The sequence below is a fragment of the Sphingosinicella sp. genome (assembly GCF_013911755.1).
In the GTDB taxonomy this organism is placed as follows: domain Bacteria; phylum Pseudomonadota; class Alphaproteobacteria; order Sphingomonadales; family Sphingomonadaceae; genus Sphingosinicella.
Window position 1 is genome coordinate 43624 of record NZ_JACESP010000012.1, and the last position, 26810, is coordinate 70433.

Annotated in this window: 24 protein-coding genes; 8 read left to right on the forward strand and 16 right to left on the reverse strand. The window is 64.5% G+C overall.

Going from position 1 to position 26810, the window contains the following annotated elements:
* Nucleotides 1-86 precede the first annotated feature (86 nt).
* The gene (locus H2052_RS10010) at nt 87-950 is read left to right on the forward strand and encodes a VacJ family lipoprotein (protein ID WP_293781038.1); all 864 of its coding nucleotides are present in this window, start codon (nt 87-89) and stop codon (nt 948-950) included.
* A 337-nt stretch (nt 951-1287) separates the two neighbouring features.
* Nucleotides 1288-1590, forward strand: coding sequence for a hypothetical protein (locus tag H2052_RS10015; RefSeq protein ID WP_293781040.1), 303 nt, complete (start codon nt 1288-1290; stop codon nt 1588-1590).
* 150 nt (nt 1591-1740) lie between these two features.
* Here the strand turns inward: H2052_RS10015 and groL are convergent, their stop codons facing one another.
* Both groL and groES read right to left on the reverse strand, forming a co-directional pair.
* On the reverse strand, nt 1741-3384 hold the full coding sequence (groL, locus tag H2052_RS10020; RefSeq protein WP_293781043.1) for a chaperonin GroEL: 1644 nt from the start codon (nt 3382-3384) through the stop codon (nt 1741-1743).
* A gap of 45 nt (nt 3385-3429) precedes the next feature.
* A complete protein-coding gene (gene groES, locus H2052_RS10025) occupies nt 3430-3717 on the reverse strand; it encodes a co-chaperone GroES (RefSeq protein WP_293781046.1) in 288 nt (95 codons plus the stop codon).
* 198 nt (nt 3718-3915) lie between these two features.
* Here groES and sppA point away from each other — a divergent pair, with 198 nt between their 5' ends.
* Nucleotides 3916-5793 carry a signal peptide peptidase SppA gene (gene sppA, locus H2052_RS10030; protein ID WP_293781049.1) on the forward strand — a complete coding sequence of 626 codons (1878 nt, stop codon included), beginning with the start codon at nt 3916-3918 and terminating at the stop codon, nt 5791-5793.
* A 183-nt stretch (nt 5794-5976) separates the two neighbouring features.
* Nucleotides 5977-6270, forward strand: coding sequence for a hypothetical protein (locus H2052_RS10035; RefSeq protein ID WP_293781052.1), 294 nt, complete (start codon nt 5977-5979; stop codon nt 6268-6270).
* Nucleotides 6271-6302: 32 nt separating this feature from the next.
* Here the strand turns inward: H2052_RS10035 and lpdA are convergent, their stop codons facing one another.
* Nucleotides 6303-7697, reverse strand: coding sequence for a dihydrolipoyl dehydrogenase (gene lpdA, locus H2052_RS10040; RefSeq protein WP_293781055.1), 1395 nt, complete (start codon nt 7695-7697; stop codon nt 6303-6305).
* Nucleotides 7698-7838: 141 nt separating this feature from the next.
* Between lpdA and H2052_RS10045 the strand changes: the two genes are divergently transcribed.
* Nucleotides 7839-8636 (forward strand): putative 2OG-Fe(II) oxygenase, encoded by a 798-nt coding sequence (locus H2052_RS10045; protein ID WP_293781058.1) that lies wholly within the window; start codon nt 7839-7841, stop codon nt 8634-8636.
* Here H2052_RS10045 and odhB read toward each other — a convergent pair.
* The 8 genes from odhB to H2052_RS10085 form a co-directional block, all read right to left on the reverse strand.
* Nucleotides 8633-9802 carry a 2-oxoglutarate dehydrogenase complex dihydrolipoyllysine-residue succinyltransferase gene (gene odhB, locus H2052_RS10050; protein WP_293781060.1) on the reverse strand — a complete coding sequence of 390 codons (1170 nt, stop codon included), beginning with the start codon at nt 9800-9802 and terminating at the stop codon, nt 8633-8635. The genes H2052_RS10045 and odhB overlap by 4 nt on opposite strands.
* Nucleotides 9803-9811: 9 nt before the next feature.
* Nucleotides 9812-12697, reverse strand: coding sequence for a 2-oxoglutarate dehydrogenase E1 component (locus H2052_RS10055; protein WP_293781063.1), 2886 nt, complete (start codon nt 12695-12697; stop codon nt 9812-9814).
* Nucleotides 12698-12792: 95 nt separating this feature from the next.
* Nucleotides 12793-13668 carry a succinate--CoA ligase subunit alpha gene (gene sucD, locus H2052_RS10060; RefSeq protein ID WP_293781065.1) on the reverse strand — a complete coding sequence of 292 codons (876 nt, stop codon included), beginning with the start codon at nt 13666-13668 and terminating at the stop codon, nt 12793-12795.
* 4 nt (nt 13669-13672) lie between these two features.
* Entirely contained in the window at nt 13673-14872 is a 1200-nt protein-coding gene (gene sucC, locus H2052_RS10065; protein WP_293781068.1) for an ADP-forming succinate--CoA ligase subunit beta, read from the reverse strand.
* A 9-nt stretch (nt 14873-14881) separates the two neighbouring features.
* Entirely contained in the window at nt 14882-15844 is a 963-nt protein-coding gene (mdh, locus tag H2052_RS10070) for a malate dehydrogenase (protein ID WP_293781071.1), read from the reverse strand.
* A 159-nt stretch (nt 15845-16003) separates the two neighbouring features.
* Nucleotides 16004-17122 carry a cell division protein ZapE gene (gene zapE, locus H2052_RS10075; RefSeq protein ID WP_293781074.1) on the reverse strand — a complete coding sequence of 373 codons (1119 nt, stop codon included), beginning with the start codon at nt 17120-17122 and terminating at the stop codon, nt 16004-16006.
* Entirely contained in the window at nt 17119-17550 is a 432-nt protein-coding gene (locus tag H2052_RS10080) for a PaaI family thioesterase (RefSeq protein ID WP_293781077.1), read from the reverse strand. Before H2052_RS10080 ends, zapE begins: the two co-directional genes overlap by 4 nt.
* A gap of 10 nt (nt 17551-17560) precedes the next feature.
* Nucleotides 17561-18310, reverse strand: coding sequence for a ParA family protein (locus H2052_RS10085; RefSeq protein WP_293781080.1), 750 nt, complete (start codon nt 18308-18310; stop codon nt 17561-17563).
* An 84-nt stretch (nt 18311-18394) separates the two neighbouring features.
* Here H2052_RS10085 and H2052_RS10090 point away from each other — a divergent pair, with 84 nt between their 5' ends.
* A complete protein-coding gene (locus H2052_RS10090) occupies nt 18395-19678 on the forward strand; it encodes a serine hydrolase domain-containing protein (protein ID WP_293781083.1) in 1284 nt (427 codons plus the stop codon).
* Here H2052_RS10090 and H2052_RS10095 read toward each other — a convergent pair.
* Nucleotides 19670-20563: a prephenate dehydratase gene (locus H2052_RS10095; RefSeq protein WP_293781086.1), complete on the reverse strand. Its 894-nt coding sequence runs from the start codon at nt 20561-20563 to the stop codon at nt 19670-19672. The two genes, H2052_RS10090 and H2052_RS10095, sit on opposite strands and share 9 nt — an antisense overlap.
* Nucleotides 20564-20710: 147 nt before the next feature.
* On the opposite strand from H2052_RS10095, the gene H2052_RS10100 reads away from it, so the two are divergent.
* A complete protein-coding gene (locus H2052_RS10100) occupies nt 20711-21373 on the forward strand; it encodes a cytochrome c family protein (protein ID WP_293781089.1) in 663 nt (220 codons plus the stop codon).
* Here the strand turns inward: H2052_RS10100 and H2052_RS10105 are convergent.
* The 3 genes from H2052_RS10105 to H2052_RS10115 are packed head-to-tail and all read right to left on the reverse strand — an operon-like array spanning nt 21370 to nt 24209.
* Nucleotides 21370-22629 carry a DUF418 domain-containing protein gene (locus H2052_RS10105; protein WP_293781092.1) on the reverse strand — a complete coding sequence of 420 codons (1260 nt, stop codon included), beginning with the start codon at nt 22627-22629 and terminating at the stop codon, nt 21370-21372. The two genes, H2052_RS10100 and H2052_RS10105, sit on opposite strands and share 4 nt — an antisense overlap.
* Nucleotides 22630-22665: 36 nt before the next feature.
* Nucleotides 22666-23544, reverse strand: coding sequence for an LOG family protein (locus H2052_RS10110; protein WP_293781095.1), 879 nt, complete (start codon nt 23542-23544; stop codon nt 22666-22668).
* Between the two features lie 32 nt (nt 23545-23576).
* Nucleotides 23577-24209 (reverse strand): extensin family protein, encoded by a 633-nt coding sequence (locus H2052_RS10115; RefSeq protein WP_293781098.1) that lies wholly within the window; start codon nt 24207-24209, stop codon nt 23577-23579.
* 205 nt (nt 24210-24414) lie between these two features.
* Between H2052_RS10115 and H2052_RS10120 the strand changes: the two genes are divergently transcribed.
* Nucleotides 24415-25527, forward strand: coding sequence for a GGDEF domain-containing protein (locus H2052_RS10120; RefSeq protein WP_293781101.1), 1113 nt, complete (start codon nt 24415-24417; stop codon nt 25525-25527).
* Here the strand turns inward: H2052_RS10120 and H2052_RS10125 are convergent.
* Nucleotides 25524-26672, reverse strand: a complete 1149-nt coding sequence (locus H2052_RS10125; RefSeq protein WP_293781104.1) for an alpha-hydroxy acid oxidase — start codon at nt 26670-26672, stop codon at nt 25524-25526. The genes H2052_RS10120 and H2052_RS10125 overlap by 4 nt on opposite strands.
* Nucleotides 26673-26810 lie beyond the last annotated feature (138 nt).

Consider the following 26810-nt stretch of genomic DNA (forward strand, 5'->3'; position numbering starts at 1 on the left):
AGGTCAATGAACGAAATACGTTGTCACAGACCATCGTGGAACTCTAGGTTCCGCGCCTTGTCGCCCAGCGTTATTCGGGAAGCCTCATGTCCGCACGCACCGTCCCACTCGTCGCCCTCCTCGCCGCCCCGCTTCTTGCCGGCTGCGTCACAACACCGGGCGGCGTTTCGGAGGCAGAGCTCGACCGGTTCGAAAAGACCAATCGGGCGATCTATTCATTCAACAAGGGCGTCGACACGGCCGTCATCAAGCCCGTGACCCAAGGCTACCGCGCTGTCGTTCCCGGCATCGCGCGGCGCGGCGTCTCGAACGCGCTCGACAATGTCGACGAGCCGCTTTCGTTCATCAACGCTGTGTTGCAGGGCAAGTTCAAGGTCGCCTTCCGGGCGGTCGATCGGTTCATGATCAACTCGACGTTCGGCGTTGCCGGCCTCTTCGACCACGCGACCGAAATGGGGCTTCCCAAGCAGGAAGAGGATTTCGGCCAGACGCTCGCGGCGTGGGGCGTCGGATCGGGGCCTTACATCATGCTCCCGCTGCTCGGCCCCTCCACGCTTCGCGACACCGTCGGCTTCGGCGTCGACTCGGTTACGGACCCGTGGCCCAAGTTCCAAAAGGAGGTCGCCGGCCTGAGCGGCACGGAGCGGCTCGGCGTCACTGCCGGCGAGGCGATCGATCTGCGCTCACGCCTCGTCGACACGGCCGACCCGCTGCTCGCCACGGCCCTCGATGAATATGCGACCGTTCGCGCCGCCTATCTCCAGCAACGCCTCCACGACATCTACGATGGCGACCCGCCTGAAGACAATTTCACGCCGACCTTCGATGACGAGACGCCAGCCCCCACCGCGCCGGTCGAAGACGCCGTGGCGTCCGAACCCGCGACAGAGGAAGCGCTCGCGCCCGCATCTGATACGGACGAGCCCAAGGCCCAAACCGTCACGCCGTAAGGGCGCGAATGCCGTCCGCGAATCGCGCCGGCCCGTCTTCGCATACCGAATTTATCGTGCCGAATCCGATACCTGCGGCATTTGGAGCGCTTCAGCCATGCGCCGGCCCGATCCGCCGGCGCATGGCGCACCCCCCCAACCCGAAGAATATCTATTGTTTTACAAGACATTAAGTGGGCGCCCGTGAAGCAGACTGCGGATCGCGAAAGTTCTTCACAAAAATATTTTGCGCGGCGGCATCAAATCTCTTCCCACAGACAAGGTTTTCCGTGACAATCCGCGCCGCTCCCATTATTGGGCGCAGGGTCAATACAAACTGTTCTAGGGGAACAAGTCGATGCGCAATGTTACCAAGGGTTTCGCAGCTCTCGCGCTCGTCGCCGGCCTCGGCCTCGCCGCTTGCAGCGAGAAGACCGAAGAAGCCGCCGACGCGACCGTGGATGCCGCGGCTGAAGACGCTGCTGTTGCTGCTGATGCCGCTGTCGCCGAAACCGACGCCGCGATGGATGCGACTGCCGACGCGACGGCCGATGCCGCTGCTGGCGCCGCTGACGCCGCTGCCGGTGCCGCCGACGCAGCCGCTGCCGGTGCCGACGCTGCTGCGGACGCCGCTGCTACGGCCGAAGAAGCTGCTCAGTAAGCTTTACTGACAGTTCGGAAAAAAGAACGGGCCGCATCTTCGGATGCGGCCCGTTTCTTTTTGCCCGTTATCGATCTCGATTGATGATAGGCAAGAAAAAGGCCGCCGGGATCACCCGACGGCCTTTCTTTTGACTGCAGCTGACTGGACTTAGAAGTCCATGCCACCCATGCCGCCCATGCCACCCGGCATACCGCCCGGCGCCGGCTTGTCTTCCGGCAGCTCGGCGATCGTCGCCTCGGTGGTGATGAGCAGGCCCGCGACCGACGCGGCGTCCTGCAGCGCGGTGCGGACGACCTTGGTCGGGTCGACGACGCCGGCCTTCACCAGGTCTTCGTAGGCATCGGTCTGGGCGTTGAAGCCAAGCTTCTCGTCCTTGGCGTCCATCAGCTTACCAGCGATGACGGCACCGTCATGACCGGCGTTCTGCGCGATCTGACGCACCGGCGCCTGAAGCGCGCGGCGGATGATGTCGATACCGCGGGTCTGGTCCTCGTTGGCACCAGCAAGACCCTCAAGCGCCTTGGTCGCATAGAGAAGCGCCGTACCGCCGCCGGGGACGATGCCCTCTTCAACGGCCGCGCGCGTGGCGTGCAGCGCGTCGTCGACGCGGTCCTTCTTCTCCTTCACCTCGACTTCGGTGGCACCGCCAACCTTGATCACGGCAACGCCGCCGGCGAGCTTCGCGAGACGCTCCTGGAGCTTCTCACGGTCGTAATCGCTGGTCGTCGTCTCGATCTGGGCGCGGATCTGCTCGACACGGCCCTTGATCTGCTCGCTGTCACCAGCGCCGTCGACGATCGTGGTGTTGTCCTTGTCGATCGTGACCTTCTTGGCCTGGCCAAGCATACCGAGCGTGACGTTCTCGAGCTTGATGCCGAGGTCTTCGCTGATCATCTGACCGTTGGTGAGGATCGCGATGTCCTCCAGCATCGCCTTGCGGCGATCACCGAAGCCCGGCGCCTTCACGGCCGCGACCTTGAGGCCGCCGCGCAGCTTGTTGACCACGAGCGTCGCAAGCGCCTCGCCCTCGATATCTTCAGCGATGATGAGGAGCGGACGGCCGCTCTGCACCACGGCTTCGAGGATCGGCAGCATCGCCTGCAGGTTCGAGAGCTTCTTTTCGTGGATCAGGATATGCGGGTTATCGAGTTCGACCTGCATCTTCTCCGGGTTCGTGATGAAGTACGGCGACAGGTAGCCGCGGTCGAACTGCATACCCTCGACCGTCTCCAGCTCGCTGGTGAGGCCCTTGGCTTCCTCGACGGTGATGACGCCTTCCTTGCCGACCTTGTCCATCGCCTCGGCGATCATCTTGCCGACTTCGACGTCACCGTTCGCGGAGATCGTGCCGACCTGGGCGATCTCGTCAGAACCGGCAACCGCCTTCGAACGGGCAGCGAGGTTCTCGATGACCTTGGTGACGGCAAGGTCGATGCCGCGCTTCAGGTCCATCGGGTTCATGCCGGCCGCGACCGACTTCATGCCTTCGCGGACGATCGACTGCGCGAGCACCGTGGCGGTGGTCGTACCGTCGCCGGCGATGTCGTTGGTCTTCGAGGCCACTTCGCGCAACATCTGCGCGCCCATGTTCTCGAACTTGTCCTTGAGCTCGATTTCCTTCGCGACCGTCACACCGTCCTTGGTGATGCGCGGCGCGCCGAAGCTCTTGTCGATCACGACGTTGCGGCCCTTCGGCCCCAGCGTGACCTTGACCGCATCGGCGAGGATATCCACACCGCGAAGGATGCGCTCACGCGCGTCGCGGCCGAATTTTACGTCTTTGGCTGCCATGTTTGACTACCCTTTCCTGGGATCTGAAATGAAAAAAGCGCGCTCTCAGCCGATGATGCCGAGAATGTCGCTTTCCTTCATGATGAGCAGGTCTTCACCGTTGACCTTGACCTCGGTGCCCGACCATTTGCCGAACAGAATGCGGTCGCCAGCCTTCACGTCGAGCGGGGAAACCTTGCCCTCTTCGTTCTTGGCGCCCGCGCCGGCGGCGACAACTTCGCCTTCCTGCGGCTTTTCCTTGGCGGTATCCGGGATGATAATACCCCCGGCGGTCTTTTCGTCAGCCTCGATGCGGCGGACCAGCACGCGATCGTGCAGAGGACGGAAGCCCATTCGTGTCACCCTCTCGTTCAAGTTTCGAATTCCGATATTGGCACTCACAGGGAGCGAGTGCCAACGCGGTGGGATATGTGCCCCACCCCCCGGGGTGTCAACGGCCGGCCTGTGAATTTTTTTGTAACGCTCGGGGGCCTATCCTTGGCCTTCAAAGCCCATGCCGCTACACCGGCTCAATCCTCTTAAGGAAACACCATGGCGATCCTGCGCGGTTTCTGGCGATTTCTGGTCGGCGTCAAGGACGGGCTGGCGCTCCTTTTCCTGTTGTTGCTGCTGTTTGCGATCCTCGCGCTAAGACAAGGTGCGGCCCCGATCAGCGTGCCGGAAGGCGGCGCGCTCGTGCTCAACATCGAAGGCTATGTCGTCGATCAGGCCACCGACCCCGATCCGCTCTCGATGTTGACGGGCGGCCCGAGCCTCCCCGGCGAGACTGAGGCTGCCGACGTGATCCACGCGATCAACGCGGCCGCGAAGGACAAGCGCGTCAAGACGCTGGTGCTCGATCTTGACGGCTTCTGGGGCGGCGGCCTTGCGAACCTGCAGTCGATCGGCTCCGCGCTCACCGCATTCAAGACCAGCGGCAAGAAGGTCTACGCCTTCTCCTCCGCCTACCTCGACGACGGCTACTACCTCGCCGCGCACGCCGACGAGGTATGGCTCGCGCCGCTCGGCGCGGTGCTCCTCACCGGCCCCGGCGGCTCCGGCCTCTATTTCAAGGACGCGCTCGACAAGTTGAAAATCGACGTCAATGTGTTCCGCGTCGGCACCTTCAAGTCCGCGGTTGAACCCTTCACGCGCACCGAAGGGTCGCCCGAGGCGAAGGCCGCCGATCAGGCGCTCGTCGACAGCCTGTGGGAAACCTGGATGACGGACGTCTCGACGCGTCGCAAGAGCGCCGATGTCCGCACCTACATGCAATCCCTCCCCCGCCTGCTCTCCGCCTCCGGCGGCGGCTTCGCACAGGCCGCGCTCAAGGGCGGCATGGTCGATCACATCGGCACGCGCGTCGCGTTCGGCGAGATGCTGGCGAAGGTCGTGGGAAGCGGCGACGATGGCGCGCCGGGGGGCTTCAATGGCATCGCCCTTGCCGATTATCGCTATGCACACAGCGCTGCAGGACCGATGGGCGGCGGCGATGCTGTCGGTATCGTCTATGTTTCCGGCGAGATCGTCGACGGCGAGGCGCCGTCTGGCACGGCAGGCGGGCAGACCATCGCGGGCCTGATCGACGAGGCGCTTACCGACGACAGCATCAAGGCGCTCGTCGTGAGGATCGATTCCCCCGGCGGCTCGGTCACGGCGTCGGAGCAGATTCGCGAGGCGCTGATGACCGCGAAGTCGCAGGGTCTGCCCGTTGTTGCTTCGTTCGGCCCGGTCGCAGCGAGCGGCGGCTACTGGATCGCAACCGCCGCAGACGAGATCTATGCGCAGCCCTCCACGATCACCGGCTCGATCGGCGTGTTTGCGATCATCCCGACCTTTCAGCGCACACTTGAAGAATTAGGGATCAATGCCGACGGCGTGAAGAGCACGCCCTTTTCCGGCGCCCCGGACGTGCTCGATGGCATCACGCCCGAGGTCGGCGCGCTGCTGCAAGCCTCGGTGGAGGATATGTACGCGCGCTTCATGCGGATCGTCGGCGCAGCGCGGAAACTCCCGGTTGAGCGCGTCAATGCGATCGGCCAGGGCCGCGTGTGGGACGGCGGCACCGCGCGGCAACTGAAGCTCGTTGACCATTTCGGCGGCCTCGACGCCGCGGTCAACGCCGCTGCGAAGCGTGCCGGCCTGCAGCCCGGCAATATCCGCACCGTGGACGTCGAGGTCGCCCCGCCGATCCCGTTGCAAGTGCTGAACAGCCTGTTTTCCGCCGACGAAGGCGAAGCCGCGCCGCCCGATGCGCTCACGCGGCTCGCACGCGTGCAGCAGATGAAGAGCCTGTCGATGCTTGCCGAAACCAGCGCGATCGCCTCCGGTCCTTCCATGCAGGCGCGTTGCATCGCTTGCGCGGGATTACGCCCTGTCTCGGTGGCCGCGAAAGCACCGCCCGCTTGGTTGAAGTGGCTGTTTCGCTGATCGGGAGCATTGGTCCACAGCGGCTCCACTGTATGCCTCGCGCCACAGTGTGATATTTTCGTCGACATTAGGAAGATGTTTGTCGAATCCGTACAATATTCCGGAGCCGGTCCGGCGTATATGGCCGCAGATGCGGTGATCGTGCCGCGAGGGGCTGGGGAAGAGTGAACGAGGACAGAGGACGTGAGCCAGTCTCTACGCATAACCGTTGGCGCGGTGATGCTGGTGCCGGTGGTCGCAGCTTTCCTGCTTACCGGTTTCCCGGCCAAAGCCGCCGCTAAAGACCAATCGGCGCATCTCGCCGACCCGAGCATTCACACACGCATCGACGAAGACGTGAAGCAAAGCTGCCGCAACGAGCGGAAGGGCAGCGTCGAGCATTCGATCTGCGTTGCCGAACGTCGCAAGGATGCCTGGCGTACCGTGGCGCAAACACGGTCGGACGACCGCAAGCAGCCGTCGCTTTCGCTGCGCTGAGGCAGCGACCGGCCCTCCCGGATCAGAGTCGTTCAGACGTGGATGGCTTTGCCTTCCACGGCCATCGCTGCTTCCTTGAGCGCTTCGGAATGCGTCGGATGCGCGTGGCAGGTGAGCGCGATATCCTCGCTGGAGGCGCCGAACTCCATCGCCTGCGCGGCCTGCGCGATCATCGTGCCCGCGAGGCTGCCGACGATGTGAACGCCGAGCACGCGGTCGGTGGCCGCATCAGCGATAACCTTCACGAAGCCGTCCGTGTCGCGGTTGGTCTTGGCGCGGCTATTGCCCGCGAACGGGAACTTGCCGACCTTGACCGCGACACCCGCCGCTTTCAGTTCGTCTTCGGTCTTCCCGACGCTCGCTGCCTCCGGCATCGTGTAAACGACCGCCGGGATCACGTCGTGGTTCACATAGCCGACACGGCCCGCGAGGAAATCTGCCACTGCGACGCCTTCGTCTTCAGCCTTGTGCGCGAGCATCGGCCCCGGCGTCACGTCGCCGATCGCGTAGATGCCTGCGACGCCGGTTTCGAACTTGTGACCGACCTCAATCTGGCCGCGCGCGTTCAGCACCACGCCCGCCTTGTTGAGGTCGAGGCCTTCAGTGTTGGGGCGGCGGCCGATGGAGACGAGCACCGCGTCCGCTTCCAGCGTTTCTGCCGCACCGCCTGCCGCAGGCTCCACCGTCACCGCGGCCGTACCCTTGGCGACCTTCACGCCCGTCACCTTGGTGCTGGTGCGGAATTCCATGCCCTGCTTCTTCAGAAGGCGCGCCATGTCCTTGCGCACGTCCCCGTCCATGCCGGGGAGAATCTGGTCCAGATACTCGACGACCGTAACCTTCGCGCCGAGACGCATCCACACCGAGCCGAGCTCGAGGCCGATCACGCCGCCGCCGATGACGACAAGGTGCTTCGGCACCTTCGGCAGCGACAGCGCGCCGGTGGAATCGACGACGACCTTCTGGTCGATCTCCACTCCCGGCAATGGGGTCACCGATGAGCCCGTCGCGATCACGATCGATTTCGCCGTATACGCCGCGCCGCCCACGTCGATGCTCGACTTGCCGGTGAAGCGCGCGCGGCCCTTCAGCCACGTTACCTTATTCTTCTTGAACAGGAAGGCGATCCCATCGGTCAGGCCCTTCACTGCTGCCAGCTTTTCATCCAGCATAGCGCCCAGGTTCAGCTTCACGCCCGAGGTTTCAACGCCAAACTTCGCAAGGCTGCCGTCCGCCGCGTGCGCATAGAGCTCCGAGGCGTGGAGGAGCGCCTTCGAGGGGATGCAGCCGACGTTGAGGCAGGTTCCGCCCAGCGTTTCGCGGCTTTCGACACAGGCCACCTTGAGCCCGTGCTGCGCCGCCCGAATGGCGGCGACATAACCGCCGGGGCCTGCACCGATCACGATCACGTCGAACTCTTCAGCCATCGTCAACCTTGCCTGTCTAATGTGGGAGATCAGGGATTCGGGCCGCTCTTAACGCAGTGGGTGGCGATTTAGAAGCGAACATGAAATGATAATGGGTACGAAACGAATTTCGTCGATTCGTAACGGGGGTGTTCAGCAGGCGTGACACGTATCGAGTTCATCAATCGCAGTTCGGCATCGAACGTCGCGAGCCAGATCAACCTGTTTGCAGCGCCGCTGCTGATTTTCCGCTGGGAAGAGGCGGAATACTGGCAGGCGGAGATCCTGGCCGCCATCGAGAAGCGCCGGCGCATCTCCAAGGGAATGCAGCGCACGAACGTCGGCGGCTGGCATTCGAAGCGCGACCTTCCTGGCTGGGAGGACCGCGCGACGCGAATGCTGGCGCAATGGGCAGCCGCGCGCGCCACAGACGCGACCGCGCAGTGGCGGCAGGGCGAGCAGCAGCCTGCGCCCCGGCAGTGGCGCATGGACGGCTGGGCCAACGTCAATCCGCCGGGCGGCGCGTACAACCGCGCCCACGACCATGTGATGCTCAACTGGAACTGGTCGGCCTGCTACTATGTGGCAGGCGCGCCTTCGAATGCCGACAAGGGCGGCGACATCGTGTTTGAAGACCTTTGGAGCGGCGTGCAGACGCTCCAGTCCGCAACGCGTCGCAGCTTCCGCTATGCGCCTTCGAACGGCGAAATGTTGATGTGGCCCTCGTGGGTCTCACACCGCGTCGAGCCCCACGAGGGCGACGGCGACCGCGTTTCGATCGCGATGAACTTCCACAGCCCATGGCTCGAACGCTCGCGCTACTGGACGCACCGCCCCGGCTTCATGTGGCGAAACATGCCCTGGCTGATGCGACCGCTGGCACGGTTGCGCGGCAGCTGGGACCAGAGCCCGGCAGGCGCGCCGCCGGGCTTCGATATCGACGTCGACGAGACCGTTTAGAGGTCGAGCACCAGCCGGGTCGGATCTTCCAGCGCTTCCTTGACGCGCACGAGGAAGGTCACCGCTTCGCGGCCATCGATCAGGCGATGATCGTAGCTGAGCGCGAGATACATCATCGAGCGCACGACGATCTGGCCATCGCGGACCACCGGACGCTCCTCGATGCGGTGCATCCCAAGCACGCCGGACTGCGGCGGATTGAGGATCGGCGTCGAGAGCAGCGAACCGAACACGCCGCCATTCGAGATCGTGAAGGTGCCGCCCTGCAGTTCCTCGATCTTGAGCTGACCGTCACGCGCGCGGCGGCCGAAGTCACCGATCGCCTTCTCGGTTTCCGCAAACGACAATGCATCGGCGTTGCGCAGGATCGGCACGACGAGGCCGCCCGGTGAGCTGACCGCGACGCCGATGTCGGCGTAGTTGCGATAGACGATCTCGTCGCCTTCGATCGTGGCGTTGACCGAGGGGACGTCCTTCAGCGCAAGGCAGCAGGCCTTGGTGAAGAAGCTCATGAAGCCGAGGCGAACGCCATGCTTCTTTTCGAACATGTCCTTGTAGCGGTCGCGCGCTTCCATCACCGCCGTCATGTCAACGTCGTTGAAGGTCGTGAGCATGGCGGCGGTGTTTTGCGCTTCCTTGAGGCGGCGCGCGATCGTCTGGCGCAGGCGCGTCATGCGCACACGCTCTTCCTGACGGGCACCGGCAGCAGGCGCCGCAGCAGCAGGCGCCGGGGCTGTCGCCGCGCTCCGCACATCGGCCTTCGTGAGGCGTCCGTCCTTGCCCGTACCCTGCACGTTCGCGGCGTCGACGCCGGTTTCGGCGAGGGCAACAGTGACAGCGGGAGACTGCTTGGCTTCGGCGGGCGCGGCTGCCTTGGCAGGCGCTGCAGCCTTCGGAGCCGTGGCCTTCGCAGGCGCGGCGGCGACACCGCCCGCTTCAAGGCGCGCGATCACCGCACCGACATTCACCGTATCGCCCACCGCGGCGAGCTGTTCGGAGAGCACACCCGCGGACGGCGCCGGCACCTCGACCGCGACCTTGTCGGTCTCGAGGCTGACGATCGGCTCATCCGCCTTCACGGCCTCGCCCGGCTTCTTCAACCATTCGCCGACAGTGGCTTCGGTGATCGATTCACCAAGCGCAGGGATAACGACGTCGATAGCCATGATCTCTCCTCAACCTTCGATATCGTGGCCGAGCGCCTGCGCCACGAGCTTTTTCTGTTCGGCGGCATGCCGCTTGGCAAGTCCAGTCGCAGTCGCGGCGGCGGCGGCGCGGCCCGCATAGACCGGCTCGGTCTTCACACCGGCTTCCTTGAGCGCGCATTCGAGATAGGAACGCACGAAACTCCAGCTGCCTGCGTTCTTCGGCTCTTCCTGAGCCCACACGACCGTCTTCAATTTTTTCATCCGCTTCAGGCGCACGACAAGCGCTTCAAGCGGGAACGGATAGATTTGCTCGATACGCACGATCGAGGTGGCTTTGTCACCAGCCGCGTCGCGGGCATCGGCGAGGTCGTAGTAGACCTTGCCCGAGCAGAGCACGAGCCGTTCGATCTTGTCGTCCGCTGGCGGGTTCGTGTCGGACTTGATGCGCATGAAGTGCGAATCGCCCGTGAACTCCTCGATCCGCGATACCGCCGACTTGTGCCGGAGCAGCGACTTGGGCGTCATGATGATGAGCGGCTTGCGGAACGGGCGCAGCATCTGGCGGCGCAGCACATGGTAATAGTTCGCCGGCGTCGTGATGTTGCAGACCTGCATATTGTCTTCGGCGCAAAGCTGGAGATAGCGCTCCAGTCGTGCCGAGGAGTGCTCCGGCCCCTGCCCTTCGTAGCCGTGCGGCAGCAGCATGACGAGGCCGTTCGCCCGCAGCCACTTGATCTCGCCGGACGCGATAAACTGGTCGATGATGACCTGTGCACCGTTCGCGAAGTCGCCGAACTGCGCTTCCCACAGCACCAGCGTCTTCGGATCGGTGAGCGCGTAGCCATATTCGAAGCCGAGCACGCCAAACTCGCTAAGCGGCGAGTCGAGCACCTTGAAGCGCGGGTTCATGTCATGCAGCGGGATATACTTGCCGCCCGTCTTCTGATCGACCCACACGGCATGGCGCTGGCTGAACGTACCACGGCCCGAGTCCTGGCCCGAAAGCCGGACGCCGAAACCGTCCTGCAGCAGCGTGCCGAAGGCGAGCGCCTCCGCAGTCGCCCAGTCGATACCTTCTCCGGCTGCGATCGTTTCGCCGCGCGCGGCGATGACACGCTTCAGCGTCGGGTGAATCGAGAAGCCTTCAGGAACGGTGGTCAGCACCTTGGTGACGGCTTCGATGCGATCCTGAGAAACGCCGGTATCGGCCGCGCGACGCGCCGTTTCAGGGTCGGCAGGGCGGCCGAGGCCTTCCCAGCGCCCCTCGAACCAGTCCGCCTTGTTGGGCTTGTAGCCCGGCGCGGCCTCGAAATCCTTGTCGAGACGATCAACATAGGCCTTCGTCGCGCCTTCGACCCACGCCTCGTCGATCACACCTTCGGCGATCAATCGACCCGCGTAGACTTCGCTCACTTTCGGCTTGGTCTTGATGGCCTTGTACATCAGCGGCTGCGTAAAGCTCGGCTCGTCGCCCTCGTTGTGGCCGAAGCGGCGGTAGCACCACATGTCGATCACGACATCGCGGTTGAACTTCTGCCGGAATTCGGTCGCGACCTTCGTGGCGAAGGTGACGGCTTCGGGATCGTCCCCGTTCACGTGGAAGATCGGCGCCTGCACGGTGCGCGCCACGTCCGACGGATAGGGCGAGGAGCGCGCGAACTGCGGGCTCGTCGTGAAGCCGATCTGGTTGTTGATGATGAAATGAACGGTCCCGCCGGTGTTGTAGCCATCGAGGCCCGAGAAGCCGAGGCACTCCGCGATGATGCCCTGCCCCGCGAACGCCGCGTCGCCGTGCAGGAGCAGCGGCAGCACCTCGTCGCGTTCCACGTCGCCGCGCAGCTGCTGGGCAGCGCGTACCTTGCCGAGAACGACCGGATTGACCGCTTCGAGGTGCGAAGGGTTCGGGGTGAGCGACAGATGGACAGGGTTGCCGTCAAAATCGCGGTCCGTGGAGGTGCCGAGGTGGTACTTCACGTCGCCCGATCCGCCGACGTCGTCGGGGTTTGAGGAACCGCCTGCAAACTCGTGGAAGATCGCCTGGAACGGCTTCTGCATGACGTTCGCGAGCACGTTCAGGCGCCCGCGGTGCGCCATGCCGATGACGATTTCCTTCACGCCGCCGGCGCCCGCATACTTGATGACGCTTTCCAGCGCAGGCGCCATCGCCTCGCCGCCGTCGAGTCCGAAGCGCTTAGTACCGACGTACTTGCGGCCAAGGAAGCTTTCGAACTGCTCGGCTTCGATGATCTTGTTGAGGATCGCCTTCTTGCCTTCGTTCGTGAAGTGGATCTCGGCGTTACGGCCCTCGATCCGCTCCTGAATGAAGCGGCGCTCCTCCAGATCGTTGATGTGCATGTACTCGACACCGACATGCTCGCAGTAATTGTGCTTCAGGACTGCGACGAGCGCGGAGATCGTCGTTTCCTCGAAGCCCATCACACCGCCGAGATAGACGGTGCGGTTCTGCGCATCGCCCACGAAGCCGTGATATTCGGGGGTCAGTTCCTCCGGGAACGGGCGTTCGGCGAGGCCGAGCGGATCGAGATGCGCCGCGAGGTGCCCGCGCACGCGGTACGTGCGGATCAGCGTCATGGCGCGGATCGCATCGTCCGCCGCCTGGCGGACCGCCTCGGCGGAGAGCGGCGCGGCCCCGCCGCCCTTCTTCGCCGCAGCTTTCGGCTCCGGCGTCATCTGCAGCGGATCGAGCGCCGCCGTCAGATCGTCGGTCGTGGTATCCGGCCAGCCCTTGCGCTGCCACGACGGCCCGGAAGCCACGCTTTCCAGCCCCGCGAAGTGGCGCTGCCACTCCGGATCGACGGACGCCGGGTTGGCCGAATACTGGCGATAGAGGGATTCAACGAACGAGGCGGAGACGCCTTCGAGAGCGGAGGGAGGCTGTCCTTCGAAACCCATGGTTCCTGTTATTCCTGGCGTGCGGAGGGTCCTGCGCGCCTCCCTACGCAGGACCTTCCTAAAAAGCACCTAAAAACTTGACAATTCTGCCATGTTTAGTTGCCGAGCACCTTCGCAAGGGTAGTGCCAAGCTCGGACGGGCTCGGCGAAACGACAATGCCCGCCGCTTCCATCGCCTTGATCTTGTCCTCGGCGCCGCCCTTGCCGCCCGAAACGATGGCGCCGGCGTGGCCCATGGTGCGTCCCTTCGGGGCGGTGCGGCCCGCGATGAAGCCCACCATCGGCTTCTTGATCGGGTGCGATTTCAGGAACTCGGCTGCGTCTTCCTCAGCCGAGCCGCCGATTTCACCAATCATGATGATGGATTTGGTGTCGGGATCGTTCAGGAACAAGTCGAGCACGTCGATGAAGTTGGTGCCGTTCACCGGATCGCCGCCGATGCCGACCGCGCTGGTCTGGCCGAGGCCGACCGCAGTCGTCTGGTGCACCGCTTCATAGGTGAGCGTGCCGGAGCGGGAGACGACGCCGACCGAGCCCTTCTTGAAGATGGAGCCCGGCATGATGCCGATCTTGCACTCGTCCGGCGTCAGCACACCAGGGCAGTTCGGGCCGATGAGCCGCGATTTGGAGCCCGAGAGTGCGCGCTTCACCGGCACCATGTCGAGCACCGGAATGCCCTCGGTGATGCAGATGATCAGCGGCACTTCCGCTTCGATGGCTTCGAGGATCGAGTCCGCCGCGAATGCCGGCGGCACGTAGACAACGCTGGCGTCGGCCTTGGTTACGTCCATCGCCTCGCGCATCGTGCCGAACACGGGGAGGCCCAGATGCTCCTGCCCGCCTTTACCCGGAACCACGCCGCCGACCATCTTCGTGCCGTAGGCGATGGCGGCTTCGGTGTGGAACGTGGCGGTTGCGCCGGTCAGGCCCTGACAGAGAACCTTGGTGTTCTTGTTGATGAGAATGCTCATTGGGTCAGGCCGCCTTCTTCACTTGCGCCACGATCTTCTTCGCCGCGTCGCCGAGGTTGTCGGCGCTGACGATCGGCAGGCCGCTGTCCGCGAGGATCTGCTTGCCGAGTTCGACGTTCGTGCCTTCAAGGCGAACGACGAGCGGAACCGAGAGGTTCACCTCGCGCGCCGCCGCGACGATGCCTTCCGCGATGATGTCGCAGCGCATGATGCCGCCGAAGATGTTGACGAGGATGCCCTCGACCGCCGGATCGTTAAGGATGATCTTGAACGCCGCCGTCACCTTCTCCTTGGTGGCACCGCCGCCGACGTCGAGGAAGTTGGCGGGCTCGGCACCGTTCAGCTTGATGATGTCCATCGTCGCCATGGCGAGGCCCGCGCCGTTCACCATGCACCCGATGTTGCCGTCGAGCTTCACGTAGGCGAGGTCGTACTTCGACGCCTCTATCTCCATCGCGTCCTCTTCGGTGAGGTCGCGCAGTTCCATGATGTCCGGGTGGCGGAACAGCGCGTTGCCGTCGAAGCCCATCTTCGCGTCGAGGACGATGAGCTTGCCGTCCGTCGTCTCGACGAGCGGGTTCACTTCGAGCAGCGCAGCATCCGTGGCCTTGAACGCCGTGTAGAGCTGCTGCGCGATCTTCGCGGCCTGCTTGGCGAGGTCGCCTTCCAGCTTCAGCGCCGCCGCGACGCCGCGGCCGTGGTGCGGCATGAAGCCCGAGGCCGGATCGATGCGAATGGTGTGGATCTTCTCGGGCGTGTGCTCGGCGACCTCCTCGATATCCATGCCGCCTTCGGTGGAAACCACGAAAGCGACACGGCCGACGGCGCGGTCCACGAGCAGCGAGAGGTAATATTCCTTTGCAATCGGCGCGCCCGCTTCGATGTAGAGTCGGTTCACCTGCTTGCCGGCATCGCCCGTCTGGTGCGTCACGAGCACGCGGCCCAGCATTTCGGCGGCGTTGGCCTTGACCTCTTCAACCGACTTGACGACGCGCACGCCGCCCTTGGCGTCCGCACCGAGGCCGTTGAAGCGACCCTTGCCGCGTCCGCCCGCATGGATCTGCGACTTTACGACATAGACGGGTCCGGGAAGCTGCTTCGCCGCCGCCTCGGCCTCATCGGCGGTAAAGGCCGGGAAACCGGCAGAGATCGGCGCGCCGAACTTCGCCAGCAGCTGCTTGGCTTGATATTCGTGGATGTTCATCAGCGATCCTTATTTCAGCGAACTATCGAGGTTGCGGCAGGCGTCCATGAGTTCCTTCACCGCGTTCACCGACACGTCGAAGTTGGCCTTGGCCTCGCCCTTCAGCTCGATCTCGACGATCTTCTCGACACCGTTCGCGCCGATGATGATCGGAACGCCGACATACAGGTCCTTGATGCCGTATTCGCCCGAGAGGAATGCCGCGCACGGCAGCAGCCGGCGCTTGTCCTTCAGGTAGGAGTCGGCCATCGCGATCGCCGAAGACGCGGGCGCGTAGTAGGCCGAGCCGTTGCCGAGCAGCCCGACGATCTCGCCGCCGCCCGAGCGGGTGCGTGCCACGATCGCGTCGATCTTCTCCTGCGTGGACCAGCCCATCTTGATGAGGTCCGGCACCGGGATGCCCGCCACGGTGGAGTATTCGACGACCGGCACCATCGTGTCGCCGTGGCCGCCGAGCACGAAGGCGGTAACGTCCTCGACCGAGACGTTGAACTCTTCGGCGAGGAAATGGCGGAAGCGCGCCGAATCGAGCACGCCGGCCATGCCGACGACCTTGTTCGCGGGCAGGCCCGAGAATTCGCGCAGCGCCCACACCATCGCGTCGAGCGGGTTGGTGATGCAGATCACAAAGGCGTTCGGCGCGTGCGCCTTGATGCCCTCGCCCACGGCCTTCATGACCTTCAGGTTGATGCCGAGCAGGTCGTCGCGGCTCATGCCGGGCTTGCGCGGGACGCCGGCGGTGACGATGCAGACGTCCGCGCCCGCGATGTCGGCGTAGTCGCTGGTGCCCTTGAGGCGCGCGTCGAAGCCCTCGACCGGGGCGGACTGCGCGAGATCGAGCGCCTTGCCCTTGGGCATTCCTTCCGCGATGTCGAACAGGACGACGTCGCCCAGTTCCTTCATTCCGACGAGATGTGCGAGCGTGCCGCCGATCATCCCGGCGCCGATCAGAGCAATTTTATTGCGTGCCATGGGTCTCTCTCACTGAAGGCGATGCGTGGAACGCCGACCGGACGACCGGCGAAAACGCGATCCCGATAGCCCCTGATTCGCGGCGCTGCAACCGTTCGTAAAAATCCGCACAGCGCAATTTTCTCATTACTGTGTGCGATGCAGCAAATAAGCCGGGCCTTAGGCGGTCCTTACACCATGCCCTTCGGCCATGTAGTCGGCGGACTGCATCTCCATCAGCCGGGAAACCGTGCGCTCGAATTCGAAGGAATAATCACCGGCAGGATAGAGTTCGGCGGGCGACGCGTCCGCCGCCATCAGCAGCTTTACCCGGTATTCGTAAAGCGCGTCGATCAGCGCCACGAAGCGCGTCGCCTCGTTGCGCTTCTCCGGCCCCATCTTCGGCACGCCGACGATGATGACCGTGTGATAGCGCTGCGCGACCGCGAGATAATCCGCCGCCCCCCGCGGTTCTCCGCACAGCCGCTTGAACGAGAAGACCGCGACGCCTTTCAGCGACTTGGGCACATACAGCGTGCGTCCGCCGCCCACGTCGATTGTCTCGGTGGGGACGTGGGCACGGTCCTCGGGCGGGTAGTCGGTGAGGCGGAAAAAGGCTTCGGAGAGCGCGGCGGTCGCTTCGGGGCCGTTCGGCACGTAGTAGGTCGGCATTCCGGCGAGCCGATCGAGCCGGTAGTCGGTCGGTCCGTTGAGGCTGACGACGTCCAGTTCGCGCTCGATGAGATCGATGAACGGCACGAAAAGCTCTCGGCTGAGGCCGTTCTTGTAGAGGTCGCGCGGCGGGCGGTTGGAGGTCGCGACCACAGTGACGCCGTGCGCCATGATCGCGGTGAACAGGCGCGAGAGGATCATCGCGTCGGCGACGTTCGTGACTTGAAGCTCGTCGAAGGCGAGCAGGCGCACATCCTTCGCGATATCGTCAGCGACGCGCAGGATCGGATCGTCGACGTTCTGTTCCCGCCATTTGTGCAGCGCGGCGTGAACCTCCAGCATGAAGGCATGGAAATGCACGCGGCGCTTGGGAATGGCGGGTGCGGCCTCGTAGAAGAGGTCCATCAGCATCGATTTGCCGCGCCCGACCGCGCCCCACATGTAAATGCCGCGCGGCGCGGCGCGTTCTGCCTTGTTGAACAGCCGGGAGAGCAGACCGTTCTTTGGCGGACCCGCACGCAGTTCGGCTTCGAGCTTGCCGAGCCGCGCTGCGGCGGCGGCCTGATCGGGATCGGCCTTCAGTTCATTCGCCGCAATAAGCGCGCTGTACGCCTCGACAACGCTCAACGCGGCGCGACCTTCCTCAGTACGCCGGAAAAGGACGCGACGGGGCCGTTCTGCTCGACCATACCGCGCAGGAACAGCAGCTTGCCCGTCTCGCGCGTCACCTCGCCGTGGCCGAAGATATCCTCCCCGGGCACGCCAGCGCCCAAGAACTCGGTGTTGCAGGTGAGTGTGACGCCGCGGTGCGTGACGAGATGGGGCGCTGCGATGGCGAACAGCGCCTGATCGATAAACGCCATGATGTAGCCGCCGTGCAGCCGGTCCTGCATATTGCTGTGCGCACGCGCCGTTTCGGAGCGAAACTCGGTCACGCCGTCAGCGCGACGGCGAAAGTAGATATGCCCGATCAGATCGGAGAAACGTCCCTCGTCAAGCTGACGCCAGCGCTGCCAGCCCTTCAGCGGCCCCTCGGCAATCTCAATGGTCGGCATCGCGTGGCGGTCAGGCCTTTCGCGGCCGCGCCGGGCGGGTGAGCTTGCGTTCGACAGCCGTGACCAGCTTCGAAAACTCCTTGGTTTCCACGGCATCGGGCGCAATCTCGGCGAGCGGCAGACAGTAGACCGCCATTTCCTCGACCTTGCTCGAATACGGAATCGCGTGGACGTCGGGGCATGCTTCCAGCGTCTCGCGGTGCAGCGCGCGGCGTTTGTCCACCATCGTGAACACTGGAATTACCGGCGGCTCGCCCTTGTGGTGCCGCGTCAGATGCTCGGCGAGCTGCTCGTTGGTGCGCGCCGAGAGCGGCGACATCGTCATCGGCTCGACGATGAGGTCCGCCGCGCGGAAGATCTGGTCGGCGAGCAGGCCGAAGCCCGGCGGGCAATCGAGCACGACGCGGTCATAATCTTCTGCGACCGCCGCTAGCCGCTTCGCCAGCAGCTTCGCGCGCTGCGATTCGACGAGCTGGACATCGAGCTTGCGGAGCGATTCGTCCGCCGCGAGCACATCGAGGCCCGGCCACTTGCTCGGCACGATATAGGCCTCGATATCGCCGCCGCCGCTTCCGGCGAATAGCTTGCGGGCCTTCTTGCTGGGTTCGACCTGCAACAGGTCCGATGCCGCGCCCTGCGCGTCGAGATCCCAGAGCAGCGTGCGCCGCTTGGCCTGCGTTGCAAGGAGGTGTGCGAGATTGACAGCCACGGACGTCTTGCCGACGCCGCCCTTGAGGCTGAAGACTGCGATGACTTTCATGCCGCTCCGCCGTTGACGTCCTGTTTTTCCATGGCACTCATGTGGCATTTATAAGCCACGTAGCCAACAGGGGAATCGCCACCTATGACATCGCAATCCGGGTTCGACCGTCGCAGCCTCCTTGGCGGAATCGCCGCTTTCGGCGGCCTCGCCCTGCTCCCGGCTTGCGCCGCGACGTCCCGAAGTGCTGCCCCTGCCGCCTCACGCGTCCGCAACTGGGCCGCGCTGACAGCGCTTGCCGAGCGCTATGTGGCGGAGCGCAAGGTGGCGGGCATGATCATCGGCGTGGGCAACGGCGACGCCCCCGCCTTCTATACTGGCGCGGGAACGCTCGGTTTGCAGCGCGAGACCCCGGTCGATGCAAAGAGCATCTGGCGGATCTATTCGATGACGAAGCCGGTCACGGGCGTGCTTGCCGCGCAGATGATCAGCGAAGGCGCGCTCGGCCTCGATCAGCCGATCGCCGACATCCTCCCGGCGTTCAAAGCCATGAAGGTCGCGATCGACCCCGCAACCAGCCTCGAGGCCCGCGCGGCGAGCGGACCGATCACCGTGCGCCACCTGCTGACCCACACCGCGGGGCTCACCTACCACTTCATGCCCAGCGCGGTCGGCAAGGCCTATCGACGTTTCGGACTGATGCCGGGCATGCGCACGGTCGGGCGCGAGCCGGGCGACGGCGAATCGCCGAGCAGCCTGCAGGCCTTCGCGAACGCTGTTGCCGAATTGCCCCTCGTGGCCGACCCCGGCACGGCATGGAACTACAGCATTTCGCTCGATGTGCTCGGCGCCGTCATCGAAAAAGTCGCGCGGAAGCCCTTTGAAACGGTGCTGCAGGAACGGCTGCTGACGCCGCTCGCCATGCACGACACGGGCTTCTCCGTCCCCGCCGCGTCGATGAACCGGCTGGCGACCAACTATCTGCTGCACAGCAACAACCTCGTGCCCGTCGATGCCCCGCCGAAGACCGAGTATGCCGTGCCCGCCAGCTACCCGGCAGGCGGCGGCGGGCTCGTGTCGACGGCGGACGATTACATGCGTTTCATGCGGATGATCACGAACGGCGGGCAACATAGCGGCAAGCAGATCATTTCGCCCGAAGCCGCGAAACTCGTGGTTTCGAACCTCCTCCCCCAGGGCGTATTCTATGAAGGCAATCAGGGATACGGCGCGGGCGGGCGCGTCGTGATTGCGCCCGGACCGGGTCTCATCCCCGGCAGCTACGGCTGGGGCGGCGCGGCAGGCACGCTCGCCTCAGCGCTGCCGGCGCAGAAGCTCAGCGTCGTGCTGATGACGCAGTACATGCCGCAGCAGGCCTATCCGCTTCCCGAAGAACTGGGGAAAGCGCTCGCCGCAGATCTAGCGTGAGCGCGCCTGCGCATAGGTGCCGAGCATCCGCACCCACTTGGTGTGGTATTTGAGCTCGTCGAGTGCGCGTTCGACATTGGGATCGTCGGGGCGCCCCTCGATGTCCACGTAGAACTCGGCGGCCTGGAACTGGCCGTCACGCATGTAGCTTTCGAGCTTGGTGAGGTTGACGCCGTTGGTGGCGAAACCGCCAAGCGCCTTGTAGAGCGCGGCGGGCACCGAACGCACTTCGAACAGCAGCGAGGTCATGGCCGGAAGCCCCGCCTCCGGCATCGACGGTTCACGCGCAAGCGACACGAAGCGCGTGGTGTTGTGCGCCTCGTCCTCGATCCCCTCGGCAAGCGGCGTGAGACCGTAGAGTTGCCCTGCGAGCTGCGAAGCGACTGCGGCCACAGTCTTGTCGCCATCGTCCGCGACCTTCGCGGCTGAAGCAGCGGTATCGAACGACGCGACCGGGCTGATGCCCCATTCGCGCAGCCGCTTCCGGCATTGGCCGAGCGCCTGCGGGTGGCTGATCGCGACCTTGACGTCCGAAAGCGCTGCTCCCGGTACCGCGAGCAGCGAGTGCCGCACGCGCACGAAATGCTCGGCAACGATCCACAGCCCCGACTCCGGCAGCAGGAAGTGAATGTCGGCGACGCGGCCGTGCAGCGAGTTCTCGATCGGGATGATTGCACGCCCCGCACGCCCCTCGCGCACCGCATCGATCGCGTCGGAGAAGGATAGGCACGGCAGCGTCGGCGCACCCGCCGCCATCTCGCGCGCGGCCTGATGCGAGTAAGCGCCGGGGGCGCCCTGAAACGCGACCGCCGTTTTTGGCGTTTTTTCAGCGGCTTGCGCAAGCTCTTCAACGAGCCGCGCGGCGGATTCGGGATAGTTTTGCATCGCCGCGCTCTTTGCGGCGCGGGGGCTTCCCACGTCAAGCGCAGCCTGCGGCGATCTGGTGCTTGGCAAGCCCGACTCCTGAAACTATGTTCCGCGCGATTTTGAACCGGGGGGCTCGACGAAAAGCCCCGCTCTTCGGAGGGCGCAGTGGACAGTTACGAATGGAACAAGATTATCGGCTGGGTGCTCGCGGCCGCGATTGCGGTGCTTGGCCTGTCGATCCTCACGGGATTCGTCTACGCGCCCGGCCACTCCGAAACCAAGGGCTACGTCGTGGAAGGCGTCGAGGTTGAGGCCGAAGCCGGCGCGGGTGCTGCTGAAGCCGTTCAGCCGATCGCTGCGTTCCTCGCCACCGCCAACCCGGCGAAGGGCGAAGCGCAGTTCAAGAAGTGCGCCGCCTGCCACACCATCAACAAGGGCGGCGCGAACGGCCAGGGCCCGAACCTCTACGGCATTCTCGGCGCCAAGGTCGCGCACCTCGCGGGCTTCGCCTATTCGGACGCCGTGAAGGGTCACGGCGGCAACTGGGGCTGGGACGAGCTCAGCCATTGGATCGAATCGCCGCGCAAATACATCCCGGGTAACAAGATGAGCTTCGCGGGCATCTCGAAGCCGCAGGACCGGGCTGACCTGCTCGTCTACCTCAATTCGCAGAGCGACAGCCCGCTTCCGCTACCGGCCGCGCCGGCGGTTGCCGAAGCCCCTGCCGCCGAAGCTCCGGCCGATGCGGCTGCATCGGGCGCCGCGCCCGCCGCCGGTGAACAGACTGCTGCCGTCCCGGCGGAAGCCCCCGCGGAAGCGACGCACTAAATTCGCTTGAAGGCTGGGCGCTGGCCATAGGTGAGCCAGCGCCACAGCCATTCGAGCGGGCCCATGCTGAATAGCCTCAGCCACCATGTGCTGAACGCGGTCAAAACAACTGCGATGCTAAGCGCGATCAGCCAGCTCTCGCCAACAGAGATGCTGCCGTGCAGCCCGAGCGCGAAGCCTGGAAACAATAGCCACTGCGCGATCAACGTCTCGCCGATGTAGGTCGTGAGCGCCATCCGCCCCGGCGCCGCGAATATTTTCAGCACGTGCCGCCCGCGCGCGGTTTCCAGGGTCGCCAGCACCAGCCCCGCGTGCCCGATCGTGGTCGCGAGGCGCCCGATCTGGTAGGTCACCTCCGCAATCGGGATTGGAACCATGAAACCGGCCGAGACAAGCTGCTCGGTCTCGATGAGATTGATCGGAACGCCGATCGCGTAGCCCGCCAGCGCTGCCTTGAGATAGATGTCCCGCGGCAGACCCCCGCCGAGGAAACCTGCCTTGAACAGCCCGGCGCCGAGCAGCATCATCGCCAACGCGTCGAGCGACCACCAGCTGAGCCCGGGAAGATCGTTCCATTTGATAGCGATCGTCACCTTGTAAGCGAGATTGTCGGCAAGGCTTCCCTGCCGCGCGGCTCGAGACTGCGCGTCCGCTTCCAAGTCGGGCTGGATGGCAGCCAGGTAGTCCTGCCAAGCGAGGATGCGCTCATCGTCTTCGCTTGCGCCGACTGCGATGGCGGCTTCGGCATGTTCCCGCGTATTCATGCCTTCAACGACTGCCGCAGTGCCGATTGCAGTGATGACCGCCACCCCGCCGAGGCCGAGGCCGATGAGTGCACGCGCGGGAAGGTCCCGGAACGGATAAAGGAACAGCCCCGCGATCCCATAGATGAGCAGGATGTCGCCCGGCCACATCAGCAGATAGCCATGGATGAGCCCGAACGCGATGAGCGCGGCCATCCGGCGATAGTAGATCGAAAACGCGGACCGCCCTTCGCGTGGACGGGACGCGAGAATCACGAACCCCGCGCCAAACAGCAATGAGAGCAGGCCGCGCATCGTGCCTTCGACGAACAGCTGCTGCAGCCACCAGACGGTGCGGTCAGCGAAACTCCAGCCGGGAATGCGGGGATCGGATTCGACGCCGGGGACGCTGCCCATGCCCCAGATGTTGAGCAGCATGATGCCAAGAATGGCGATGCCGCGCAGGACATCCAGCGCTTCGATGCGTGCCGCGCTGTCCCGCGCTTCGCCCATCCCCCTCCCCGGTTCGGGCGATCGTCTACAGCCGCCCTAGCAGGGGCCACCCATAGCAGAAATTTCATAAAAGCCCGCCACGATTTGCCAGGCTTCCTCCGCGGTTTCCACGAAATGGAACAACGAAAGATCGTCGCGCGCGATCGTGCCCTCTTCGGCGAGTGCCTCGAAGTCGACGATGCGTTCCCAGAACTCGCGCCCGAACAGCAGCACCGGGAACGGCTTCACCTTGCGGGTCTGGATGAGCGTAAGCGTTTCGAACAGTTCGTCGAGCGTGCCGAAACCGCCGGGGAACGCTGCCACCGCCCTCGCACGCATCAGGAAATGCATCTTTCGAAGCGCGAAGTAGTGAAACTGGAACGAAAGCGCCGGGGTCACATACTGGTTCGGCAACTGCTCGTGTTCGAGCACGATGTTGAGCGCGACGGATTCGGCGCCGGCGTCGTGCGCACCCTTGTTCGCCGCTTCCATGATCGAAGGCCCGCCGCCCGAACAGATCACAAACTGACGTTCGCCATCCTCGCGCGGCAGCGACGAAACGAGATAGGCAAGCTTGTAGGCCTCGACATAATATTTCGCCTTGGCGCGGAGCCGCTCGGCAACCCGCTTCTCCCAGTCCGTGCGCGCCGCGGCAACGAGTGCGTCGGCGGTTTCGGGCGACGGGATGCGCGCAGAGCCGTAGAGAACGAACGTCGAGGCGATCCCGTGTTCCTGCAGGAGCATTTCGGGCTTCAGCAACTCAAGCTGGAAGCGGACGGGCCGCAGCTCATCTCGCAGCAGGAAATCGGGGTCCTGAAACGCCAATCTGTAGCTTGGATGCTCAGTCTGCGGGATTGGCGTCGTTTTGGCGGCAGCCGCCGCATCCTCTTCCGCTGACGGGAAAGTGCGGTGCGAAACTTTGGTCTTGTCGTCCATCCGGGCGTCTCTAGCGCCGAAAATGCGCCGCGTCAGCGGCAATATGGCCCGCGGCCCATATCGAGATGGAAGTGATCCTGATGAAAGGCATCGCCGTCGGGACCGATGACGATGTTGAACCGTGCGCAGCCCGCACGGTGTGCGGCGCGCAGGAAGGACTGTTCGTCGCCCGGCCCGCGCCAGCCGGATTTCACCGCCACCGTGCGGCCGCTTGCAAGCGTGAAGCTCGCGATATCGACCGCGTTCGCGCGGGCATGTTCGGAAAGCCGCGCGCCCGGCTGGCTGTTGCGCGTGCGGCAGGCATAGGTGCCATAGCTCTGAATGCGGACGACGTCAGAGCCGAAATGATCGCGCGCCGCCGGACGCACCCCCTCGTGCACCCAGCGGTAGAGCGATTCCGCGACCGGGCACGACACCGCCTTCAGACCCGCGACCGGCACACCGATATCGAGCAGCAACACGGCATTCTCATAGCCGCACTGGCCTTCGACGTGCGGATCGAGCCTGCGGTACTTCAGCCCCTGAATGCGGTCCAGCCGCGCGAAGCACGCGGCAGCGCTTTGGGGCTGCTGAGGGACCGGCTCGCGTCCCGAAACCGAAGGAGACCCGCCCGAACAGGCCGCTACGGCAAGGAGCGACAAGGCAGAAAGGACGCGGCCCGACATGCGCTTCCTTTTAGCGCCGCGTCGGCGGCCCGCAACCGCGCTTGCCGCAAAAGGCCGGCTTCGTTCCGTCGCTTTTGACGGTAACGTTAACCTTGCTTCAATCCGCATAGGGAAACGTCCCATCAACCGCTCCTGAGAGAGCTAAGGAAGAGTTGCGGGGTACTGGTAGCGTATGAAACGGGCGTTCTTCCCGCGGGCAGAGACTGTGCTCGACGGAATATATGTGGATCTGGTGCGCAGCCTCTACGCTGCGTTCATACCCTCCGTCATCATGACTGCCGGTTTCGCGGGAGGCGGCGTCCTGTTGGTCCGGGAAACCGGCGACATGATGCTGGCGTTCTTCGTGGCCGCGGGAATTGTCACCAGCCTGTTCCGCCTCGCTGTCGCGTTCAGCGGCCGCAAGGAAGCCTTCGATACCGGGCTCGGCGTGGAGCGTGCGCAGCATCTCGAACGCTGGTTCTCCATCTCCTATCTGGCTTTCGCCGCCTGCCTCGGCGCGTTTGGCGCGCGCGTGTTCATGCTGCCTGCGACGGGCGCACACCTGCTTACCGTTGCGCTGCTGGTCGGCTATGGGGCCGGCGTTGCCGCCGGTATCGCGCTCCGTCCGCGTCTCGCCATCGCGAGCATGTTCATCGGCCTTCTCCCCGGCATCTTATCCGCCTTCATGGTGCCGAACGAGATTTACTGGGCAACGGCAGCGATGATGACTGCGCTACTCGGCGGCGGCATCCGCAGCCTTCGCGATCGTTACCATTTTACGGTGCGGGAGATCAGCCGGCGCATCACGTTCGCCAATCTCGCACGGATCGACGGGCTCACTGCCCTTCCCAACCGCCTCGCACTGAGGGAATGGTTCGAGGAGCAGGTGACGCTCAATCCGCGCGCGGGGATGGTAGCCGTGCATTGCCTGGATCTCGATGGATTCAAGACCATCAACGATCAGCTCGGCCATCCCGTGGGCGATGCACTTCTGGCAGCGGTCGGCAAGCGCCTCGCTTACATCATCCGCGACTCCGACATAGCCGCCCGGCTGGGGGGCGATGAGTTCGCCATCGTTCAGTGCGGGATGAAGCACCCGGAAGAAGCTGCCGTGCTCGCACGCCGCATCGAAGCGGCCATCCGTCAGCCATTCCGGCTCGGCGGGCAGGTCGCCAAGGTTTCGACCTGCATCGGCTATGCCGTTTCGGAAAACCGCGCCGACGACCTCGAGCCGCTCATCAGTCGCGCGGACGAAGCGCTGTATATCGCCAAGCGCCGCGGTGGCGGCATCGCGGCGCAGATTGACGACGAACCGCGCAAAGTCCCTGCGGCCGCCTAGCGGAAACGCAGGTTCTCGCGCGACAGGTCAGCAAGCGACTGCGCACCCATCAGCTTCATGTCCCGCTCGATCTCGGCGCGCAGCTTTCCGAGCACGCGTTCGACGCCCGGCTGGCCGGCCGCCGCGAGCGCGTAAAGATAGAGCCGTCCACCCGAAACCGCCTTTGCGCCGAGCGACAATGCCTTCAGCACATGGGTGCCGCGACGGACACCACCATCGAGAATCACCTCCAGCCGGTCGCCCACGGCATCGACAATCTCGGCGAGTTGGTCGAACGGGGCACGCGACCCGTCGAGCTGCCGTCCGCCGTGGTTGGAGATCATGATCGCGCTCGCCCCGATGTCGATCGCCCGGCGCGCGCATTCCACCGACATCACGCCCTTCAGGCAAAACGGCCCGCCCCATTCGGCGCGAATCGCCTCCGCGGCTTTCCAGTCCATCGTCTGGTCGAGCAATGAGGTGAAATATTCGCTCACCGTCACCGCCGCGTTGCTACCCTGCCGGATATGATTCTTGAGGTTCGGAAGCTCGAAACGCTCGCGCAGCAGGTAGTTCAGCGTCCACGATGGATGCGTCGCGAAGCTGAGCAGGCTGGAGGGCGTCAGCTTCGGCGGTGTGGTGAAGCCCGTACGGAAATCGCGCTCCCGGTTGCCGCCGACGATCGTGTCCACGGTGAGCGCCAGCGCATCGAACCCGGCCGCCTTCGCAGCCTGAATCATGTCCCGGTTAATGGCCCGGTCCTTGTGATAGTAGAACTGGAATAGCTTCGGGGTAGAGATCGTGCGTCCGATCTCCTCAAGACTGACGGTCGCAAGGCTGGAGATTCCGCAGAACGTCCCGAACTTTTCCGCCGCGCGCGCCACCGCACGTTCGCCATCGTGATGGAACAGGCGCTGGAGCGCTGTCGGCGAGAGGAACAGCGGCATTTCGATGCGCTTGCCGAACAACGTGGTGGACATGTCCACCGTTTCCACACCGGCGAGAACGCGCGGCACCAGGTCGCAGTCATTGAACGCCGCGGTGCTCCGCGCGAGTGTAATCTCGTCGTCCGCGGCGCCGTCGATGTAGTGGAATACGGGCGCGGGCAGGCGCTTTTTCGCGAGTTTGCGGAAATCCGCGATATTGTGACAATCATTGAGACGCATGGCGCACTCCCCCCGACGTGATGGCCCGCCTGTAGCATCGGGATGCCTTGCCACAAAATGGCCATTTGACTCTCTCCCGCGCATCTCTATGAGCGGCGGCGGGCCACGCCGTCCCAACGCGGCGCGCGCTCTCTGTGA

Coding starts and splice junctions, on each gene's coding strand:
- H2052_RS10010 (WP_293781038.1), top strand. CDS start 87: ATGTCCGCACGCACCGTCCCACTCGTCGCCCTCCTCGCCGCCCCGCTT.
- H2052_RS10015 (WP_293781040.1), top strand. CDS start 1,288: ATGCGCAATGTTACCAAGGGTTTCGCAGCTCTCGCGCTCGTCGCCGGC.
- groL (WP_293781043.1), bottom strand. CDS start 3,384: ATGGCAGCCAAAGACGTAAAATTCGGCCGCGACGCGCGTGAGCGCATC.
- groES (WP_293781046.1), bottom strand. CDS start 3,717: ATGGGCTTCCGTCCTCTGCACGATCGCGTGCTGGTCCGCCGCATCGAG.
- sppA (WP_293781049.1), top strand. CDS start 3,916: ATGGCGATCCTGCGCGGTTTCTGGCGATTTCTGGTCGGCGTCAAGGAC.
- lpdA (WP_293781055.1), bottom strand. CDS start 7,697: ATGGCTGAAGAGTTCGACGTGATCGTGATCGGTGCAGGCCCCGGCGGT.
- odhB (WP_293781060.1), bottom strand. CDS start 9,802: ATGGCTATCGACGTCGTTATCCCTGCGCTTGGTGAATCGATCACCGAA.
- H2052_RS10055 (WP_293781063.1), bottom strand. CDS start 12,697: ATGGGTTTCGAAGGACAGCCTCCCTCCGCTCTCGAAGGCGTCTCCGCC.
- sucD (WP_293781065.1), bottom strand. CDS start 13,668: ATGAGCATTCTCATCAACAAGAACACCAAGGTTCTCTGTCAGGGCCTG.
- sucC (WP_293781068.1), bottom strand. CDS start 14,872: ATGAACATCCACGAATATCAAGCCAAGCAGCTGCTGGCGAAGTTCGGC.
- mdh (WP_293781071.1), bottom strand. CDS start 15,844: ATGGCACGCAATAAAATTGCTCTGATCGGCGCCGGGATGATCGGCGGC.
- H2052_RS10080 (WP_293781077.1), bottom strand. CDS start 17,550: ATGCCGACCATTGAGATTGCCGAGGGGCCGCTGAAGGGCTGGCAGCGC.
- H2052_RS10085 (WP_293781080.1), bottom strand. CDS start 18,310: ATGAAAGTCATCGCAGTCTTCAGCCTCAAGGGCGGCGTCGGCAAGACG.
- H2052_RS10090 (WP_293781083.1), top strand. CDS start 18,395: ATGACATCGCAATCCGGGTTCGACCGTCGCAGCCTCCTTGGCGGAATC.
- H2052_RS10095 (WP_293781086.1), bottom strand. CDS start 20,563: ATGCAAAACTATCCCGAATCCGCCGCGCGGCTCGTTGAAGAGCTTGCG.
- H2052_RS10105 (WP_293781092.1), bottom strand. CDS start 22,629: ATGGGCGAAGCGCGGGACAGCGCGGCACGCATCGAAGCGCTGGATGTC.
- H2052_RS10110 (WP_293781095.1), bottom strand. CDS start 23,544: ATGGACGACAAGACCAAAGTTTCGCACCGCACTTTCCCGTCAGCGGAA.
- H2052_RS10115 (WP_293781098.1), bottom strand. CDS start 24,209: ATGTCGGGCCGCGTCCTTTCTGCCTTGTCGCTCCTTGCCGTAGCGGCC.
- H2052_RS10125 (WP_293781104.1), bottom strand. CDS start 26,672: ATGCGTCTCAATGATTGTCACAATATCGCGGATTTCCGCAAACTCGCG.